Source organism: Rhodococcus sp. NPDC076796 (genome assembly GCF_040702765.1).
Classification (GTDB): Bacteria; Actinomycetota; Actinomycetes; order Mycobacteriales; family Mycobacteriaceae; genus Rhodococcoides.
Genome location: NZ_JBFBMS010000002.1, coordinates 774,640 through 791,022 on the forward strand (window position 1 = coordinate 774,640; position 16,383 = coordinate 791,022).

Annotated in this window: 18 protein-coding genes, 3 tRNA genes and 1 pseudogene; 9 read left to right on the forward strand and 13 right to left on the reverse strand. The window is 63.3% G+C overall.

Going from position 1 to position 16,383, the window contains the following annotated elements; all coding sequences use genetic code 11:
* Positions 1-66: 66 nt before the first annotated feature.
* The 7 genes and pseudogenes from AB0366_RS08945 to AB0366_RS08975 form a co-directional block, all read right to left on the reverse strand.
* Positions 67-315 carry a hypothetical protein gene (locus tag AB0366_RS08945; RefSeq protein WP_366243538.1) on the reverse strand — a complete coding sequence of 83 codons (249 nt, stop codon included), beginning with the start codon at positions 313-315 and terminating at the stop codon, positions 67-69.
* Positions 315-728, reverse strand: a complete 414-nt coding sequence (locus tag AB0366_RS08950) for a hypothetical protein (protein ID WP_366243539.1) — start codon at positions 726-728, stop codon at positions 315-317. Before AB0366_RS08950 ends, AB0366_RS08945 begins: the two co-directional genes overlap by 1 nt.
* Positions 729-915: 187 nt before the next feature.
* The gene (locus AB0366_RS08955; protein WP_366243839.1) at positions 916-1,617 is read right to left on the reverse strand and encodes a hypothetical protein; all 702 of its coding nucleotides are present in this window, start codon (positions 1,615-1,617) and stop codon (positions 916-918) included.
* A 78-nt stretch (positions 1,618-1,695) separates the two neighbouring features.
* Positions 1,696-1,968 (reverse strand): annotated as a pseudogene (locus AB0366_RS08960) (GAF domain-containing protein); the annotation flags it as partial.
* 737 nt (positions 1,969-2,705) lie between these two features.
* Positions 2,706-2,778: transfer RNA gene (locus AB0366_RS08965), tRNA-Arg, on the reverse strand.
* Between the two features lie 50 nt (positions 2,779-2,828).
* Positions 2,829-2,918: transfer RNA gene (locus AB0366_RS08970), tRNA-Ser, on the reverse strand.
* A gap of 123 nt (positions 2,919-3,041) precedes the next feature.
* Positions 3,042-3,806 carry a dienelactone hydrolase family protein gene (locus tag AB0366_RS08975; protein WP_366243540.1) on the reverse strand — a complete coding sequence of 255 codons (765 nt, stop codon included), beginning with the start codon at positions 3,804-3,806 and terminating at the stop codon, positions 3,042-3,044.
* A 93-nt stretch (positions 3,807-3,899) separates the two neighbouring features.
* On the opposite strand from AB0366_RS08975, the gene hisC reads away from it, so the two are divergent.
* Positions 3,900-4,952 (forward strand): histidinol-phosphate transaminase, encoded by a 1,053-nt coding sequence (gene hisC, locus AB0366_RS08980; RefSeq protein WP_366243541.1) that lies wholly within the window; start codon positions 3,900-3,902, stop codon positions 4,950-4,952.
* Here hisC and AB0366_RS08985 read toward each other — a convergent pair.
* Positions 4,941-5,987, reverse strand: a complete 1,047-nt coding sequence (locus AB0366_RS08985; RefSeq protein WP_366243841.1) for an alpha/beta hydrolase family protein — start codon at positions 5,985-5,987, stop codon at positions 4,941-4,943. The two genes, hisC and AB0366_RS08985, sit on opposite strands and share 12 nt — an antisense overlap.
* 291 nt (positions 5,988-6,278) lie before the next feature.
* A complete protein-coding gene (locus AB0366_RS08990; RefSeq protein WP_032395510.1) occupies positions 6,279-6,482 on the reverse strand; it encodes a DUF3072 domain-containing protein in 204 nt (67 codons plus the stop codon).
* 145 nt (positions 6,483-6,627) lie between these two features.
* On the opposite strand from AB0366_RS08990, the gene AB0366_RS08995 reads away from it, so the two are divergent.
* A complete protein-coding gene (locus AB0366_RS08995; RefSeq protein ID WP_366243542.1) occupies positions 6,628-6,966 on the forward strand; it encodes an excalibur calcium-binding domain-containing protein in 339 nt (112 codons plus the stop codon).
* 78 nt (positions 6,967-7,044) lie between these two features.
* On the forward strand, positions 7,045-7,968 hold the full coding sequence (locus AB0366_RS09000; protein ID WP_366243543.1) for a pseudouridine synthase: 924 nt from the start codon (positions 7,045-7,047) through the stop codon (positions 7,966-7,968).
* 8 nt (positions 7,969-7,976) lie between these two features.
* On the opposite strand, the gene AB0366_RS09005 is transcribed toward AB0366_RS09000, so the two are convergent.
* The 3 genes from AB0366_RS09005 to AB0366_RS09015 form a co-directional block, all read right to left on the reverse strand.
* Positions 7,977-8,789, reverse strand: coding sequence for a formate/nitrite transporter family protein (locus AB0366_RS09005; protein WP_366243544.1), 813 nt, complete (start codon positions 8,787-8,789; stop codon positions 7,977-7,979).
* A 123-nt stretch (positions 8,790-8,912) separates the two neighbouring features.
* Positions 8,913-9,002 (reverse strand) — tRNA-Ser (locus AB0366_RS09010).
* Between the two features lie 45 nt (positions 9,003-9,047).
* Complete coding sequence (locus AB0366_RS09015) at positions 9,048-9,491, reverse strand: MarR family transcriptional regulator (protein WP_366243545.1); 444 nt, start codon at positions 9,489-9,491, stop codon at positions 9,048-9,050.
* Positions 9,492-9,637: 146 nt separating this feature from the next.
* Here AB0366_RS09015 and mgrA point away from each other — a divergent pair, with 146 nt between their 5' ends.
* The gene (mgrA, locus tag AB0366_RS09020; protein ID WP_366243546.1) at positions 9,638-10,672 is read left to right on the forward strand and encodes an L-glyceraldehyde 3-phosphate reductase; all 1,035 of its coding nucleotides are present in this window, start codon (positions 9,638-9,640) and stop codon (positions 10,670-10,672) included.
* A gap of 35 nt (positions 10,673-10,707) precedes the next feature.
* Positions 10,708-11,697 (forward strand): NAD(P)H-quinone oxidoreductase, encoded by a 990-nt coding sequence (locus AB0366_RS09025; RefSeq protein WP_366243547.1) that lies wholly within the window; start codon positions 10,708-10,710, stop codon positions 11,695-11,697.
* Positions 11,698-11,773: 76 nt separating this feature from the next.
* Here the strand turns inward: AB0366_RS09025 and AB0366_RS09030 are convergent, their stop codons facing one another.
* A complete protein-coding gene (locus tag AB0366_RS09030) occupies positions 11,774-12,979 on the reverse strand; it encodes a cysteine desulfurase-like protein (protein WP_366243548.1) in 1,206 nt (401 codons plus the stop codon).
* A 175-nt stretch (positions 12,980-13,154) separates the two neighbouring features.
* Between AB0366_RS09030 and AB0366_RS09035 the strand changes: the two genes are divergently transcribed.
* From AB0366_RS09035 to AB0366_RS09050, 4 genes are all read left to right on the forward strand, one after another.
* Positions 13,155-13,736 carry a bacterial proteasome activator family protein gene (locus tag AB0366_RS09035; RefSeq protein ID WP_121871848.1) on the forward strand — a complete coding sequence of 194 codons (582 nt, stop codon included), beginning with the start codon at positions 13,155-13,157 and terminating at the stop codon, positions 13,734-13,736.
* Positions 13,737-13,829: 93 nt separating this feature from the next.
* Positions 13,830-14,666: an ABC transporter permease gene (locus tag AB0366_RS09040; RefSeq protein ID WP_366243843.1), complete on the forward strand. Its 837-nt coding sequence runs from the start codon at positions 13,830-13,832 to the stop codon at positions 14,664-14,666.
* 11 nt (positions 14,667-14,677) lie between these two features.
* Positions 14,678-15,484, forward strand: coding sequence for an ABC transporter ATP-binding protein (locus AB0366_RS09045; protein ID WP_366243549.1), 807 nt, complete (start codon positions 14,678-14,680; stop codon positions 15,482-15,484).
* Positions 15,468-16,379, forward strand: coding sequence for a glycosyltransferase family 2 protein (locus AB0366_RS09050; protein ID WP_366243550.1), 912 nt, complete (start codon positions 15,468-15,470; stop codon positions 16,377-16,379). Before AB0366_RS09045 ends, AB0366_RS09050 begins: the two co-directional genes overlap by 17 nt.
* The last annotated feature ends 4 nt before the right edge of the window (positions 16,380-16,383 follow it).

Below are 16,383 nucleotides of genomic sequence, written 5' to 3' on the forward strand. Positions count from 1 at the left end.
TCAGCGGATGCACCGTTCGGGACCGTTGTCGCGCTGGCTACACACAGCAGCGCGACAACGGCAACCTTATGTCGTCGTGACAATGACACCGAGCACTCCGAGGGCCGCGCCGACTGCCCAGATCACTGCGGCTTGGTAGCTGCGCTCGCGCACAGCCCACACGGCGGAACCGACGAGCAGGACGGTGCCTGCGACAACGAATGTGAGCTGGCCAGTGGAGCCGTCAGCGAAGACCATGATTCCGACTACAGCCAGAAGGATCCCGGCCAACCCGGGTGCCCACGTCGCTGTTCGGGGTTTCGTCGGAGTGCTCATCAGAGGTTGTCTCGCAGCCATTGGTAGACCTCGTTGAGCCCTACACCCGCAGCGGCACCACATAGGAAGTTCCTGTTGCACCACGAGTTGAATGACGAATATCCGGCCCGAACCGCGCTTTTCAATGCATTGAAGACAACGGGCCCAGCGGCGCGTGCGCCGGCGATGATGGCTCTTCCTGCGGCCGCCACCGCAAACGCCCATTCTTCCGAGCCTTCGGAGACTTCGGTGGTGTTCAGAAGAGCACCTTGACGCTGTATTTCACCCCTCAATTCTGCCGGGAGTTCGATGCTCGCACTTGGCGACGCGGGAGTGGCTGGTTGTGCCGTAGCTGAACCTGCGGTCGCCGTCGCGGTCGACAGTGCCAACACTGCGATGACTCCGGCTGTGGCGGCGCGTGTACGGATTTTCATGGCTTCCTCACATACGAAATATCAACCGGCACCGGATATCCGGTGCATCGCCAGACGGCCCGAGTCTCGCACTGGAATGACGACTGCAGGTCTTGGTGCGAGGACCCAGGACGGGCGTGGAGGTCCTCCCCGACAACTACAGGGTGAGGCCTCAAGCGCTGGTTAGCGTGGATTTACCCTAGCAATGTCACACGCACCTCGCAACGATCTCTGCGTTCGATTCGTGCTGCAAGGTCAAGACACACAGAATCGCCTGTACATCGAGGTCGAGAGCGATCATGCGCGCGGCGACCGCAACCGGCACGTACGCTGAGTTGCGGTTCAGGAACCGCAGAGTCACTGCTTCCTGGTGCCCCTCGACTGACTGCCGCAGTGTCTGCGCAATGGAACGGGCCAGGGGCACATCATCGGGGTGCAAAACAGGTTTCGGCCTTTCGCCGTCTTTCCTCAACCGTCTCCATGCCAGGCTTTCTGGTGCATCGCCGTACCATGACAGCAAAGCCAATGTGTCGGGGTCTACGACAGCGCGGTACTCGTTCGGCTTCGACATCGCCCGCGCGACTAGTTCGTCGAGGCTACGCTGACGGCACTGTCCGGGAAGTCGATCGCCCTGTGCCGAACCCAGGTCAACAGACACGCCCCTGACCAGACCTTTGATGCCCGACGAGTCAGCAGGCGGGTAGAACTGCGCGACAACTTGAATGATGCGATTTTCACCGCGGGGACGGCGTTCGACACCTTGCACCTGTAAAACTGATTTCGCGGCACCCGACACGAGCCGAGCCAGTACCGAGGCCGTGTTCGATCCGAGATCGAGCCGACTCAATCCGTCAGCGACGGAACGGCTTCGATCGACTCCCAAACTCGCCCACGACTCGAATGAACTCACCATCGCGCTCCGCTTTGCAACGGCACTGTCCAGATCCCACACGAACGCCCACGCCGACGGCCGGAACGGTACGGCCGAGCCGGTGTACCCGATGCGTAGCCAAACTGCGTGGACGAGGCCTGAATCGTCGTCGCTGATCGGATCCACCGCTACGACCTTGCCGCCCGAGTCCGACGCAACTGCCACTCCAGTCCGGCACACTGTCCGCACAGCGGCTGCAGCCAGGCATCGATCTGCCGGCCGAAGAAAGGAACTCAGCGGAACGCAACGCTTTGCAGCATCCCCCACCGCAACCACTGTCGGAGTTTCCGGATTCAGGGTGGAGATCAATAGCCACTTCGGCGAACCCATCTGCAACTCCTTCACACACCGACCTGGGGTCCATCAACTGGTCTCGAACCTCACGACTGATATCTCGGCCCGGCCACCGACCCGTTCGACTGGGTCGAGCCGGTTTCCTGAACATAACGTAAAGTCCGATGCTCTTCGACTTCCCGTTCGCGCTCAGCTGTCGTAGCGCGATACCGCGTAGTCAACCTCCAAGGTTCAGCCCAAATGCGCTGCGATCAAGACCTTTACAGTAAACGCACTCCCAAGATTGCGATCCAGTCTCGACATGGGGCGGTCCCGAAGGGGACGTGCGGACGCCGTCACGCGGTCGAATCTTGTTGCGCTGCAGTGCCTGCCCATTTCATACCAAAGCTATTCGATATCCGTTGCGTTCCTCTGGGCGTACCGGGGCACGTGCCCCCAGTCGGATTCGAATGGTCTTCGACTCGATTCAACGCGCATCGAGCACGCGGCGCGGGTCGGTGGCTGCGAGAGCAAGCCCTTTGCCCTTCCGCATCGACGGCTGGCGCACCGGCCGAACGTGATCGATCAGGAGCGGACACGGGCGGATGCGGGTAGACGTTCATTCAGATCCTGAAAAACTACCGACGAGGCGGCCCCGTTCGATGCCATGAACTCATCACTTTCGCGCCGAAATCCGAGCACTGTGTTGAGTAAGTGTTGAGCTCACCGCACATCACCTCGAAATCGGAAAGAGCCCCGAACCGCATCGCTGCAGCTCGGGGCTTCTTCTTCTGTGCGCCCGAAGGGATTCGAACCCCTAACCTCTTGATCCGTAGTCAAGTGCTCTATCCGTTGAGCTACGGGCGCATGTTCAGTTATCCAACTGGTCTAGCAGAACGGCAACGATCTACCGTTCGTGGCGGAGGCGAGAGGATTTGAACCTCCGGTCCCGGTGAAAGGACAAGTCATTAGCAGTGACTCCCATTCGGCCGCTCTGGCACGCCTCCTAGGCTGCCGGCCCTCTCGGACCGCCGAGGAAAGAGATTACACACGGCAAAGGCCAGAAGGCAAAACGGCTGGTCGACGCCTCTGGTTCGCGCGGCGTTTGCGTAAAAGATGCTTGTTGCTCTTCAGCGCATGAAGCTGTCGAACCAATCGAAGATTCGGGTCTGGGCGTCGACGAGCGCGGCCGCCGCGGGGTCGCTGTGATCGGAACTGCCGGGTTGTTCGCGGGGATGGTCGGCTCGGTGCTTCAAGCCCGAATAGCTGACGACGTTCGTGGCCACTGAGGCACGCGTGGCGGCGTCGCGAAGGGCTTCGATGTGATCGGGTGGGGTGTGGGGGTCGTCCTCGCCGTAGAGACCGAGCCAGGGGGCCTGCAGCTTGGGTGCGGCCTCGACCAACGCGATTGCGTCGGAGTTCAGCGGTTCGACGATGCCGGCTGCGGCGACACTGACCGCCGCCCCGACAGGACGACTGGTGGCCACGATCAACGCTGCCGTGCCTGCGTCGTCGAACCCGATCACCCCGACACAATCGGGATAGACACCGCGCTGAACGAGCCAGTCGGAGGTGGCGTCGAAGTCCGCGAAGAGGTCGTCGCCGAACACTTCCTTGTCGTCGCCGTGGCCTCGATGGAACAGGTTCGGCGCAACGGCGAGCCAACCTTCCAGCGCGAGTGCGCGCAGCAGGTCGAGCAGAGACTCGGGCACCTCACGCGCCTCGTGCAGCACGACGATTCCGCCGCGAGGTGGACCATCGGGTTCGGCGGCCGTCAACGGCACTTTCTCCTGCGGGGGTGACTCGTGCGCGGTCGTATCCACCACGTAGTCCGCGCCGACCGTGGGCGCGGAGGCGGACCGAAGAACTGCGACGTCGCTCAATATTCCCGACATACTTATCGAAGATAGGACGATCGGCCCGGTCGTGCACAGCAATATCACGGACGCGCAGAAGTCAACCCCGAACCTGGGCGCATAATGGCAGCCGTGACCGCGCGCATCCGCCCCGACCTCGACGCCATCCCCGCCTACGTTCCCGGCCGCACCTTTCCGGGTGCGATCAAACTGGCGAGCAACGAAACGACGCAGGGACCGCTGCCGAGCGTGCGCGACGCGATCGCGGAGGCCGTCGGCGGCGTCAATCGCTACCCCGACAATCGAGCGACCGCGCTGGTCGAGTCGCTTGCGAAGAAGCTCGGTGTTGCCACCGAGAACGTGGCCGTCGGAAGTGGTTCCGTCTCGCTGTGCCAGGAGGTCGTTCAGATCACCTGCGGCCCCGGCGACGAAGTGTTGTTCGCCTGGCGCTCGTTCGAGGCGTACCCCATCGTCACCAGCGTTGCAGGCGCGACACCCGTATTGGTTCCGTTGACCGCCGACCACGTGCACGACCTCGACGCTATGCTCGCCGCGATCACCGACCGCACGCGGCTGATCTTCGTCTGCAACCCGAACAACCCGACCGGAACCGTCGTCCAGCGCGGCAAGCTCGACGCGTTTCTCGACGCGGTGCCGTCGAACATTCTCGTGGTCCTCGACGAGGCCTACTTCGAGTACACCCGCCCCACCGCGGGCAACCACACCGACGGAGTGGAGTTGGCACGCGGACGACGCAACGTGATCGTGCTGCGGACGTTCTCGAAGGCCTACGGACTCGCCGGCTTGCGGGTGGGCTACGCGGTGGCCGATCCCGAGGTGATCACGGCGCTGTCGAAGGTGCGGATCGCATTCGCTGTCAGCACCGTTGCGCAGCAGGCGGCGGTGGCGTCGTTGGAGGCCTCGGCAGAGCTGCTGGCCCGCACCGATGCCCTGATCGAGGAACGGGATCGTGTGCGCGACGCTCTCGTTGCGGGCGGCTACGACGTCGGCGCATCGCAGTCCAACTTCGTCTGGCTGCCGTTGGCCGAACGCTCGGGTGAATTCGCCGCTGCTGCAGCCGAACAGGGCGTACTGCTGCGCGCCTACGGAAACGACGGAGTGCGGGTCACCATCGGCGACCCGCACGAGAACGACGCATTTCTGAAGTTTGCTCTACAGGCCTAGCGCGCGCTCGAGCGTCGGCCAGGATTCGCGCAGGTCGTCCTGCCAGTACGGCCACTGATGGATGCCGTAGGGGCGGTAGACGACGGTCGCGGGGATGTCCAGCGATCGGAGTCGAGTATCGAACACGGTCGTGCAGTACAGCGCGGCCGCCTCGAGCGGTCCGCCCATCAACGCACTCTCGACTCCGCTACCACCGGGGCCTAGCTCGTATGGACCGGGCAGGCCGGTGCCGACGGACAGGTAGACGTCCTTGCCGCGGAGTGCTTCGGCATTACGTGACGGATCGTGCTCGACCCACTTGGGATCGGTGTTCTCGCCCCACATATTGGTTGCATTGCCGCCGTTGGTGGCGACGGTGGCGCGCACCGCATCCTTGAAGTTGGCCTGCGAATTGTCGTAGCAACCGCTCAGGCCTGCGACGCCGGTGTAGAGGCCGGGGTGACGTGTGATCAGGTCCATTGCGGCCTGGGCACCCATCGAGACACCCGAGATCGCGTTGGTGCCGTTGCCGGAGAAGCGCGCATCGATCAGCGGCGGCAGCTCCGACGTCAGGAAGGTCTCCCACTTGTTGACGCCGAGCACCGGGTCCGGCACGTTCCAGTCCGTGTAGTAGCTGCTCGATCCGCCGACCGGGAGCACGACGTTGACCTGCTTGTCCGCGAAGAAGTCGACGATGTCGGTCTTCTGCGTCCAGGTGCTTTCCTGGTAATCGGATTCCTTGCCCGCACTCACACCGTCGAGCATGTACAGCGTGGGGCGAGACACCGCCTGCGCGGCCGGAAGAAGAACCTGGACCTGGATGGCGCGGCCCATGGCCGGCGACTCGACCCACACTGCTGCGCGGCGATCGGTCAGCATGTCCACACGATCGATGCGCGCCGCCGCTGCAGGTAGGGACTGAGCTGCAATACCGGGAGCGACACCGCCACCTTCGGAACTGCCGGTACCGGGAAGCGGCTGCGCCCCGGCGAGACCCGACCCCAGCAGCGACACTGCCAGAGCAGTTCCCGCTACTGCCAACACTCGACGGTGCATCTGATTGCCCATCCTCCCCCGGCGCCCCTCACGGGGCGCAACACAAACAACATCCGTCACTCAACGTACCCACCGATATGCGCGCACGCTAAAGCTGTGGGTTCGCTCACAATAGCCGCGCACATGCAGGTACAAAAGTCCGCGTGATCCTTTGTTAGATGTACTCGAGACAGAACGGTCTACCTGGTCGGATGTCCTCGGCGACGCAGCTGCTGCGAGGGCACTCAATGTGACATTCGGTGGACTTTTCGGGGGTCAATGTCACATCGAGTGGACCTCTGGGGCATCGAATCAGCCGCGGCCGGTTTCGCCCTGCAACTTGTCGATCATTTCCGACGCCTGCGCCTTGTTGAGACCCTCGGGAACTTCCTCGCCCGCTTCCTGCGCAAGAGTGCTCAGGTAGCTCTTCTGTGGGCCGGTCATCGGCTCGTCGCCGGTGACCCAGTCGTCGGGATCCTTCTCGGGGTTCTGGTTGACCTGTTCGTTTTCGCTCATACGTTCGTAGATACGCCGAATCGATGGGTTTCAAACCCATCGGCCTTCCATAGAGTCTCGAGCCGTAGATCACCCGAATGACTTCATTGACAGTTCAACAACTGGTCGAGGATGCTCCACATCACACCCCCTCGATTGGAGTTCCATGAAGACGAAGAACCTGCTGTTCAAGCTCGGCGTCAGCGGCGCGATCGCTGCCGCTGCCCTGGTCAGCGCCCCGGCCGTCGCCTCGGCCGATCCGATCACCGATTTCCTCTGCAGCAGTGGTTCGGCCCAGTTCTGCCCTGTCCTCCTCCCTCCGCCTCCGGCCCCACTGGCGGCGCCTGCTCCTGCGCCGCAATCCACACCCGCCCCCTCCGGCAGGGCATTCCAGTACGAGAACTGCGATGCGGCCCGTGACGCCGGTGCCGATCCGGTCTATCGAGACGAGTACGGCTACGGGCCGCATCTCGATCGCGACAACGACGGCATCGGCTGCGAGTAGCGAATTCGCACTTGTGCAGGCAGTAGGCACTGATTTGTCTGCACAAGTGCGATCTCGGCGGGCGGATACGCTCACTCTGTGAGACGACGCCAGCAACCGCCCCTGGCGAAGCGGCACGGTCTCGATCCCGCTCGAATCCGGATGCCCGAGGACGGCACGTGGCGCACTGTCCGTGACTTCCTGACAGCAACCGAGTCACGGATTTCTCCGCACCGGTTCGACTCCATGTTCGCGGCCGGTGACATCGTTGACATGACCGGGCCCATCGCACCGGACGCACCATACGTTCCCGGCGAGGCAGTCTGGTTCCACCGCGATCTACCGTCGGAAACCGTTGTGCCCTTCGATATCTCGATCGTGCACCGCGACGACGCATTGTTGGTGATCGACAAGCCACACTTTCTGCCCACCATCCCCCGCGGCGGCCACATTCTGCAGACCGCACTCGTGCGATTGCGTCTCGAACTCGATCTGCCGCAACTGGTGCCCGCTCACCGCCTCGACCGCGTCACCGCGGGTCTGGTCCTGTTCGTCGTCGACCCGACCCTGCGCGGCGCATATCAAACGCTCTTCCAGGATCGAAAGGTCCACAAGGAGTACCAGGCAATCGCGCGCTACGACCCGTCGCTCGAATTGCCGACCGTCGTTCGCAGTCGCATCGTCACGGAGAAGGGTGACTTCACTGCCCGCGAGATCGACGGAGAACCCAACGCGCACACCACCGTCGAACTACTGGAGCATCGTGACGGACTCGGTCGCTATCGACTGACGCCGTTGACCGGTCGCACTCATCAACTGCGATTGCACATGAATTCGCTCGGCATACCCATCCTGGGCGACGACCTCTACCCGACGGCAACCGGTCGAGCCGTCGACGATTTCACCGATCCGCTCCAATTGCTGGCCAGTGCAATCGAATTCACGGACCCGATCTCGAAATTGATGCGACGCTTCGAGACGGGAATGGGCCTCGAGCGCTGGGAATCGGATGGCAGGGCGTAACCGCTCGACTACTCGGGATTCCGGTGACGTTCGGACTTCACAAGCTCCTTGGTGCGCACCAAGCGCAGCGCGGTGACCAACACGACGCCCCCGATGATGTTGAAAAGCACCGTGTAGCCGAACCATTCGATCCAGTCGCGGTAGTTCACGTCCGCCCCCGCGTGGATGGCCCCGAAGATCAGCAAGGAATCGAGAACCGAGTGGAACAACTGCAATCCGGCCAGCAGGAATCCTGCCGCCATGGCGGCGATGATCCGCGCGACGTCGGAGGTTGTTCCCTGCTGCATGCGGGTCAGCAATGTCATCGTGCTGCCGCCGAGAACAGCCAGGCAGATCGACTGAAGATTCAGTGGTGCGTCGACGAAATGATGCGCCGATTCGGACAACACTTCGAGCCACTGCGGAAACGCCTGCGCGATCAACCACATCACGAACCAGCCGCCCAGCAAGTTCGCCAGCAGCGTCCCGACCCACAGCTTCGCCAGCTGCGCGGGCGTGCCGTCGCGGGCCACCACCGCTGCGATCGGCATCAGAAAGTCCTCGGTGAACAGCTCACCGTGTGCGAGATAGATGGCCACCAGGCCGATGCCGAACGCCAGGCCGGCCAGCAGATGACTGTCGGTCTCGTCCAGCACCGCGAGGTACGCCATGACACCCAGAGCGACTTCGAGCCCGCCGAAGAATCCGGTGATCAGCACGGTGCGGACTGTGCGGTGCAATCGCTCGGCACCTTCGGAGACGACAGCGTCGAAACTCTCCTCGAGTTCCTCTTCCAGAGGTCCATCGTTGTCGCCGTCGTTGCGCCGCGCTTCTTCACTCATCCGCAGGTAGTACCCACTGAGCCAGTTTCGATACCCAGCCAGGTCGCGACGGAGCTCGGCTTCGACCAGGACAAACGAAACCGGTCCACCCGTGCGGGTGGACCGGAATCCGAAACGAACATGTGGCGGAAGCGGAGGGATTTGAACCCCCGGACGCTTTTACACGTCTCTCGCTTTCAAGGCGAGTGCATTGGGCCGCTCTGCCACGCTTCCGTGAGCGATCTTAAACGGCCGGGCGCACCGGGGCCCAATCGCCCCTCATCGCCGCGGTGTGGAGCCGGACGCGTCCATCGCTGCGTCGACCTTCTCGAAGATGTCGCCCAGCACCTCGAGTTCGTGGGGCGAGAGAATGTCGATGAGGTGCTGACGGACGCCGCGGAGGTGAGTGGGTGCCGCCTCCGCCAATCGCCGACGGCCTTCCTCGGTGATCACCGCCAGCACCCCCCTACCGTCGTTGACGCAGGTACTACGAGTCACCATGTCCTGGAGTTCCATTCGCCTGATCTGATGCGTCAGGCGACTTCTCGAGGACAGGACACCGTCGGCCAGCTCACTCATTCTGATGGAGCCGTCGATCGATTCCGACAACATCACCAGGATTCGGTATTCGGCCATCGACAGATCGTGGCGATCCTGCAGATCTTTGTTCAATACCCCCATCAATCGCTGCCCGCCGTCCATATAGGCGCGCCATGCTTTCATTTCCGCAGTGTCGAGCCACTGCGGGTCCCCCCCGGAACCAACGGCTAGTTCGGCTGTCACCCGTGACATCCTAGGCAAGAAATCTACCGACGAGTAGCTTGCGATGGTTGAATGTTCGATTCGAGTCCGGGACCTAGGGTCGAGTTATGACAGATCCCAACATCGACCCACCTTTCGTTGCCGCAGCCGACAGATACGAGTCCATGGTCTTCCGGCAAGTGGGGTCTCGCGGGCCGAAGCTACCGGCGATCTCGCTGGGACTGTGGCACAACTTCGGTGACGACGTACCGCTGATGAACCAACGCGCGATCCTGCGTCGCGCATTCGATCTCGGTATCACGCACTTCGACCTGGCCAACAACTACGGCCCGCCGTACGGCAGTGCGGAGAAGAACTTCGGCCGCATCTTCTCCGAGGACTTCGCCGGATATCGCGACGAGCTGATCATTTCCAGCAAGGCCGGCTGGGACATGTGGCCCGGCCCCTACGGCTTCGGTGGCTCTCGCAAATACCTGCTGTCCTCGCTCGAGCAGTCGTTGACGCGGATGCGAATCGACCACGTCGACATCTTCTACAGCCACCGGCCCGACCACGACACCCCGATCGAAGAGACTGCAGGCGCACTGATCAGCGCTGTCCAGCAGGGTAAAGCGCTGTACGCCGGCATCAGCTCGTACAAGCCCGAGGGCACGCAGAAGATGGCGGACCTTCTCGCCGACGCGGGCGTTCCTCTACTGATCCATCAGCCGAGTTATTCGATGGTCAATCGGTGGATCGAACCCGAACTGCTCGACACCCTCGACGCGGTGGGCGCGGGCGTCATCGCGTTCTCACCTCTTGCCCAGGGCATGCTCACCGACAAGTACCTCGACGGCGTTCCGTCGAATTCGAGAGCAGCGCAGGGCAAATCACTGAATCCGGACTGGCTCTCCGACGACCACATCGGACATCTCCGTGCATTGAACGACATCGCCTCGACCCGCGGCCAATCCCTCGCGCAACTCGCCCTGAGCTGGGCCCTGCGCGACCCGCGTGTGACCTCGGTACTGATCGGCGCATCGAGCGTCGAACAGCTCGAAAACAACGTGGCGGCATTGAAGAACCTGGACTTCACCGACGCAGAACTTGCCGAGATCGACACGCATGCCGAGGACTTCGGAATCAATCTCTGGGACCTGTAGGAGTGCCTGCGGCAGTGGTGGCGCACTATGGAGACATGCGTGCCATCACACTGAAAGAGTTCGGCGATCCCGACGTCATGGAATGGACCGAGGTCCCCGACCCCCGTCCCGATCGCGGACAGGTGATCGTCGATGTCTCGGCCACCGCCGTCAATCGAGCCGACCTGATGCAGCGACAGGGAATGTATCCGCCGCCGCCCGGTGCCAGCGATATCCTCGGACTCGAATGCTCGGGCATCATCTCCGAACTCGGTGAGGGTGTCAGCGGCTGGAAGGTCGGCGACAGGGTCTGCGCCCTGTTGGCCGGAGGTGGCTACGCCGAGCAGGTCGCCGTACCCGCCACCCAGCTCTTTCCCATTCCGCAGGGCCTCGATCTGCATGTGGCAGCGGCACTTCCGGAAGTCGCCTCGACCGTGTGGTCCAACCTGGTGATGGACGCGCACATGCGTTCGGGGCAAGTTTTGCTCGTTCACGGCGGCGGCAGCGGAATCGGTACTCACGCAATCCAATTGGCCAAGCAGATGGGCGTCACCGTCGCCGTCACCGCCGGATCGAAGTACAAGTTGGACATGTGCGCAGACCTCGGAGCCGACATCCTGATCGACTACAAGAAACAGGACTTCGTCACCGAGATACGTTCACAGACACAGGATCACGGTGCCGATCTGATCCTGGACAACATGGGAGCGAAGTACCTCGACCGCAACATCGATGCGTTGGCCATGGACGGCACCGTCGTCACCATCGGCATGCAGGGCGGCGTGAAGGGCGAGCTGAATTTCGGCAAACTCCTCGCCAAACGTGGCTCGGTGCATGCTGCCGGTTTACGCGGCCGACCCGAAACCGGGCCGTCGAGCAAGGCGAACATCGTCGCAGACATGACCGCACACCTGTGGCCCATGATCTCCGAGGGCCGCGTCACCGCCGTCGTGCACGCCGAGATCCCGATAACCGAAGCAGCGCAAGGACATCGAATGCTCGACGAGGCCGAGACCATCGGGAAAGTGATCTTGCGAATTCAATAGCGCGCAGGTCAGCGGTCGTGAGTGGAACCTCGTAGCAGGGGTCGAGGTTTCGCGCACGTGCGGCGGAGCCGCTCCGTCAGAGGGCGAGCGCGGACAGCGCGGCTACGAGCTGATCGATCTCGTAGCGGGTGGTGTACGGAGCCAGACCGATGGTGACGGCACCACCCTCGTCGTTGACGCCCAATGCGTCGAGCAACCTACTACCACCGTGTACTCCGCTGACACTGCCGATTCTGGCCTGCGCGAGTTGCTCGGACACCTTCACCGCGGGCATGCCCTCGACGGTGAAGCTCAGGGTGGGAATGCGCGTCGGCGCGTTGCCCAGCACCATGACGTGGTCCAGGGAATCGAGCGCCTTCATCAGGTAATCGAAGAGGCCGTCGTGGTAGTGCTGCAACGATCCGATCGACAGCTCGAGGCGCTCGCGACGCGTCCCGGTCGCTGCGTCGTCGAGATTGGCCAGGTAGTCGATGGACGAGACCACGCCCGCCAACAACGCGTACTGATGGGCGCTGACCTCGAGCCGCTCGGGTCCCTTGGCCGACGGGTTCAGCGACATCGACGGCAACTGCTCCAGCAGCGTCGGATCGCGGAAGATCAGCGCACCGACCGACGGCCCACCCCACGCGGCGGTGTCGATCGCGACGATGTCGGCCCCGAGTTCCTTGATGTCGACGTGGGCGTAGGGGGCAGCGCCGGCCGCGTCGACCACGATGAGCCCACCGACCTCGTGCACCAGATCCGCCGCGACCCGAACATCGGGCGCACTACCGACGATCGGCGACGCCGCCGTGACCGCGACGAGCCGAGTGGTGGAGGTGATGAGGTCGTCGAACTGCCAGGTGGGCAACTCGCACGTATCGATTTCGACCTCGGCCCATCGCACGTGCGCGCCGGACCGGCTGGCGACCCGCAGCCACGGTGCTACGTTCGCTTCCTCGTCCAGCCGCGAGAGCACCAGACCGGTTCCCAGCCCCAGCCGCGAGCTCATCGAATCCGCGAGCCAGGACAGCAGCGTCGCGCGGTCCGGACCGATGACGACACCGGACGGATAGGCGCCGACCAGATCGGCGATCGCGACGCGAGCGGACTCCAGCAGAGCTGCACTGCGCTTGGCCGCGGTGTTGCCGGCCGAATGATTGGACGCACTGTGCCGGAACGCGGTGGATACAGCGGTGGACACGCGGTCCGGAATGAGCATGCCCAGCTGAGGGTCGAGATGAATCCACCCGTCACCGAGCGAGGGGATGGAACCTCTCACTCGCGCGACGTCGTAACCCATGCCGGACACTCTAAGCGCCGACCGGTGAAGCATGTGTTCCACGTCCTGTTTCGCCAGGGAACGGTTGCCCACCTCGCACGCTCGATCCTCCCGGCCTCCACTGTTCCCGACGACCGAACCAGGATAATCGCCCCAGACGATCGCGCAACGGCGAGCGACGGGTAAAGATGGATATATGACTCAATCCGAGCCGAACAGCGCACCCGACGACCATGTTGTTGTGATCGGCCCCAATGGAGAACCGCTCGCCCTGAGCCGTGAGGAAGCGACGGCCGCTGCGGCCCGCGCCGCCGGATCCTCCGCGAACGACGGATCGGACGATGGTTCGGGCCTGTCGGAGATGGTCGAGCAGCCCGCGAAGGTGATGCGCATCGGCACGATGATCAAGCAGCTTCTCGAGGAGGTGCGCGCCGCTCCGCTCGACGACGCGAGCCGGACGCGGCTGAAGGAGATCCACAAGTCGTCCATCCACGAACTCGAACAGGGACTCGCACCGGAACTGCGCGACGAGCTCGAGCGCCTGGTACTGCCCTTCGGCGACGACGTGGTCCCTACCGACGCCGAACTGCGGATCGCGCAGGCTCAGCTCGTCGGCTGGCTCGAAGGCCTGTTCCACGGCATCCAGACGGCCCTGTTCGCTCAGCAGATGGCCGCCCGCGCCCAACTCGAACAGATGCGGCAGGGCGCGTTGCCTCCCGGCGTGATGCCCGCACCGGGGGGCGGCCACGGCGGCAGCGGTACCGGTCAGTACCTGTGACACGCTCGGAATGAGCTCAAAAGTCGAATGCAGGTAGTGTCGACCGTCGTGTCGGCACCAGCGAAGGATCCCGAGAGCGAGGCAGGAGATCAGATGCCTGCTCCGGTTTCGGACTCACAGACTTATCGGCGGGCTTTCGGCGACCTCAGGACGGGTTTCAACCAGCGCGAGCTGTGGCTGCATCTCGGCTGGCAGGACATCAAGCAGCGGTATCGCCGGTCGGTGATCGGTCCGTTCTGGATCACCATCGCCACCGGCGTCCAGGCCATCGCCATGGGTCTGTTGTATTCGGTGTTGCTCAACATCGATCTGCGCGAGTTCTTGCCGCACGTCACCGTCGGTTTGATCATCTGGAACCTCATCAGTGCCGCGATTCTCGAAGGTGGAGATGTCTTCGTCGCCAACGAAGGCCTGATCAAACAGCTACCGAGCGCGCTGAGTGTGCACGTCTACCGCCTGGTGTGGCGTCAGCTGCTGCTGCTAGGCCACAACATGTTGATCTACGTCATCATCATTGCGATCTTCTGGCCGCCCGGAGGCCTGCACTGGACCGTGATCTTCGCGATCCCGGCGCTGGTACTGATTCTGCTGAACGCCGTGTGGGTGTCGATCCTGTTCGGCATCATCGCCACCCGCTACCGCGACATCGCCCCGATCCTGAACAGCTTCGTGACGCTGATGTTCTTCATGACACCGATCGTGTGGACCACCTCGGGACTCGAGTCGATGGGCGGCGAGGCCGCGAACCGCGCCAAGCTCGTCGAGATCAACCCGCTCTTCCACTACCTCGACATCATCCGGGCCCCACTGATCGGCGAGGATCAGCAGGCGTACCACTGGTACATCGTGCTCGGCTTCACCGTCGTCGGATGGGCGCTGGCCATCGTCGCACTCAAGAAGTACCGGGCCCGCGTGCCCTACTGGGTTTAGGGGTATTCGAGTTGTCCATCAGCATCAGCACCCACGACGCCTGCGTCGACTTCCCCATCTTCGACGCCAAGACGCGGTCACTGAAGAAGGCGTTCCTCGGCAAGGCCGGTGGCGCGATCGACCGCAACTCCTCCGACGTCGTCGTCGTGGAAGCTCTCAAGAACATCACGATGAACCTGAAGGACGGCGATCGCGTCGGACTGGTCGGACACAACGGAGCGGGCAAGTCGACGCTGCTGCGTCTGCTCTCGGGCATCTACGAGCCGACGCGGGGCAGCGCGACCATCCGCGGCCGCGTTGCGCCGGTGTTCGATCTGGGCGTCGGTATGGACCCGGAGATCTCCGGCTACGAGAACATCATCATCCGAGGCCTGTTCCTGGGACAGACCCGCAAGCAGATGCTCGCGAAGATGGACGAGATCGCCGACTTCACCGAACTCGGCGACTACCTCGACATGCCGCTGCGCACCTACTCGACGGGCATGCGCGTGCGCGTCGCGATGGGCGTGGTCACCAGCATCGACCCGGAGATCCTGCTGCTCGACGAGGGCATCGGGGCCGTCGACGCCGAGTTCATGAAGAAGGCTCGGCTGCGACTTCAGGAGCTGGTGAAGCGCTCGGGCATCCTGGTGTTCGCCAGCCACTCCAACGAATTCCTGGCTCAGCTGTGCGACACCGCGATGTGGATCGATCACGGCCAGGTGCGGCAGCAGGGCGGCATCGAGGATGTGGTGCGGGCATACGAGGGCAACGACGCGGGCGATCACGTCGCGCAGATCCTGAAGGAGATCGAGCGGGAAGATGCAGCGGGTGCCTGACCGGATCATCGGGGTCATCGTCACGCACAAGCGGCGTGAGTTGTTGGCTCTGTCGCTCGACGTGATCGGTGCCCAGACGCGTCCGCTCGATCACCTGGTCGTCGTCGACAACGCCGACGAGCCCGCCGTACGGGAACTGGTGGAATCGATCGACCTGCCGACGACGTATCTCGGCTCGCAGCACAATCTGGGCGGCGCGGGCGGGTTCGCGCTCGGGATTCTGTACGCGCTCTCCCTCGGTGCCGATTGGGTGTTCCTCGCCGACGACGACGGCCGGCCCGAGGGCCCGAAGGTACTCGAGACCCTCTACGACTGCGCCCTCACCCACGGACTCGACGAGGTCTCCCCGGTCGTCTGCGACATCGCCGACCCTGACCGATTGGCCTTTCCGCTGCGCCGCGGCGTCGAATGGCGTCGGCTGCGGTCCGAATTGATCGACCCGGCGAACCCGGACGACGATCTCCTCGAAGGCATAGCCTCACTGTTCAACGGCGCTCTGTTCAAGGCGTCGACGATCGACGCGGTGGGCGTGCCGGATCTACGCCTGTTCGTCCGCGGCGACGAGGTGGAAGTGCATCGTCGGCTGCAGCGCTCGGGCCTGAAGTTCGGCACCTGCCTCACCGCCGCCTACGTCCATCCCAACGGGGCCGAGGAGTTCAAGCCGATCCTCGGTGGCCGGATGCACACGCAGTACCCGGAGGACGCGACCAAGCGCTACTTCACGTACCGCAATCGCGGCTACCTGATGTCGCAGCCCGGCATGCGAAAGCTGCTGCCGCAGGAGTGGATTCGCTTCACCTGGTTCTTCCTGATCACCACCCGCAACCCGAAGGGTCTGGCCGAATGGTTCCGGTTGCGCGGGCTGGGGCGTCGGGAACACTTTCGTAGGCCCTGACGCT

Coding starts and splice junctions, on each gene's coding strand:
- AB0366_RS08945 (WP_366243538.1), bottom strand. CDS start 315: ATGAGCACTCCGACGAAACCCCGAACAGCGACGTGGGCACCCGGGTTG.
- AB0366_RS08950 (WP_366243539.1), bottom strand. CDS start 728: ATGAAAATCCGTACACGCGCCGCCACAGCCGGAGTCATCGCAGTGTTG.
- AB0366_RS08975 (WP_366243540.1), bottom strand. CDS start 3,806: ATGTCGGGAATATTGAGCGACGTCGCAGTTCTTCGGTCCGCCTCCGCG.
- AB0366_RS08985 (WP_366243841.1), bottom strand. CDS start 5,987: ATGCACCGTCGAGTGTTGGCAGTAGCGGGAACTGCTCTGGCAGTGTCG.
- AB0366_RS08990 (WP_032395510.1), bottom strand. CDS start 6,482: ATGAGCGAAAACGAACAGGTCAACCAGAACCCCGAGAAGGATCCCGAC.
- AB0366_RS08995 (WP_366243542.1), top strand. CDS start 6,628: ATGAAGACGAAGAACCTGCTGTTCAAGCTCGGCGTCAGCGGCGCGATC.
- AB0366_RS09005 (WP_366243544.1), bottom strand. CDS start 8,789: ATGAGTGAAGAAGCGCGGCGCAACGACGGCGACAACGATGGACCTCTG.
- AB0366_RS09015 (WP_366243545.1), bottom strand. CDS start 9,491: ATGAAAGCATGGCGCGCCTATATGGACGGCGGGCAGCGATTGATGGGG.
- mgrA (WP_366243546.1), top strand. CDS start 9,638: ATGACAGATCCCAACATCGACCCACCTTTCGTTGCCGCAGCCGACAGA.
- AB0366_RS09025 (WP_366243547.1), top strand. CDS start 10,708: ATGCGTGCCATCACACTGAAAGAGTTCGGCGATCCCGACGTCATGGAA.
- AB0366_RS09030 (WP_366243548.1), bottom strand. CDS start 12,979: ATGGGTTACGACGTCGCGCGAGTGAGAGGTTCCATCCCCTCGCTCGGT.
- AB0366_RS09035 (WP_121871848.1), top strand. CDS start 13,155: ATGACTCAATCCGAGCCGAACAGCGCACCCGACGACCATGTTGTTGTG.
- AB0366_RS09040 (WP_366243843.1), top strand. CDS start 13,830: ATGCCTGCTCCGGTTTCGGACTCACAGACTTATCGGCGGGCTTTCGGC.
- AB0366_RS09050 (WP_366243550.1), top strand. CDS start 15,468: ATGCAGCGGGTGCCTGACCGGATCATCGGGGTCATCGTCACGCACAAG.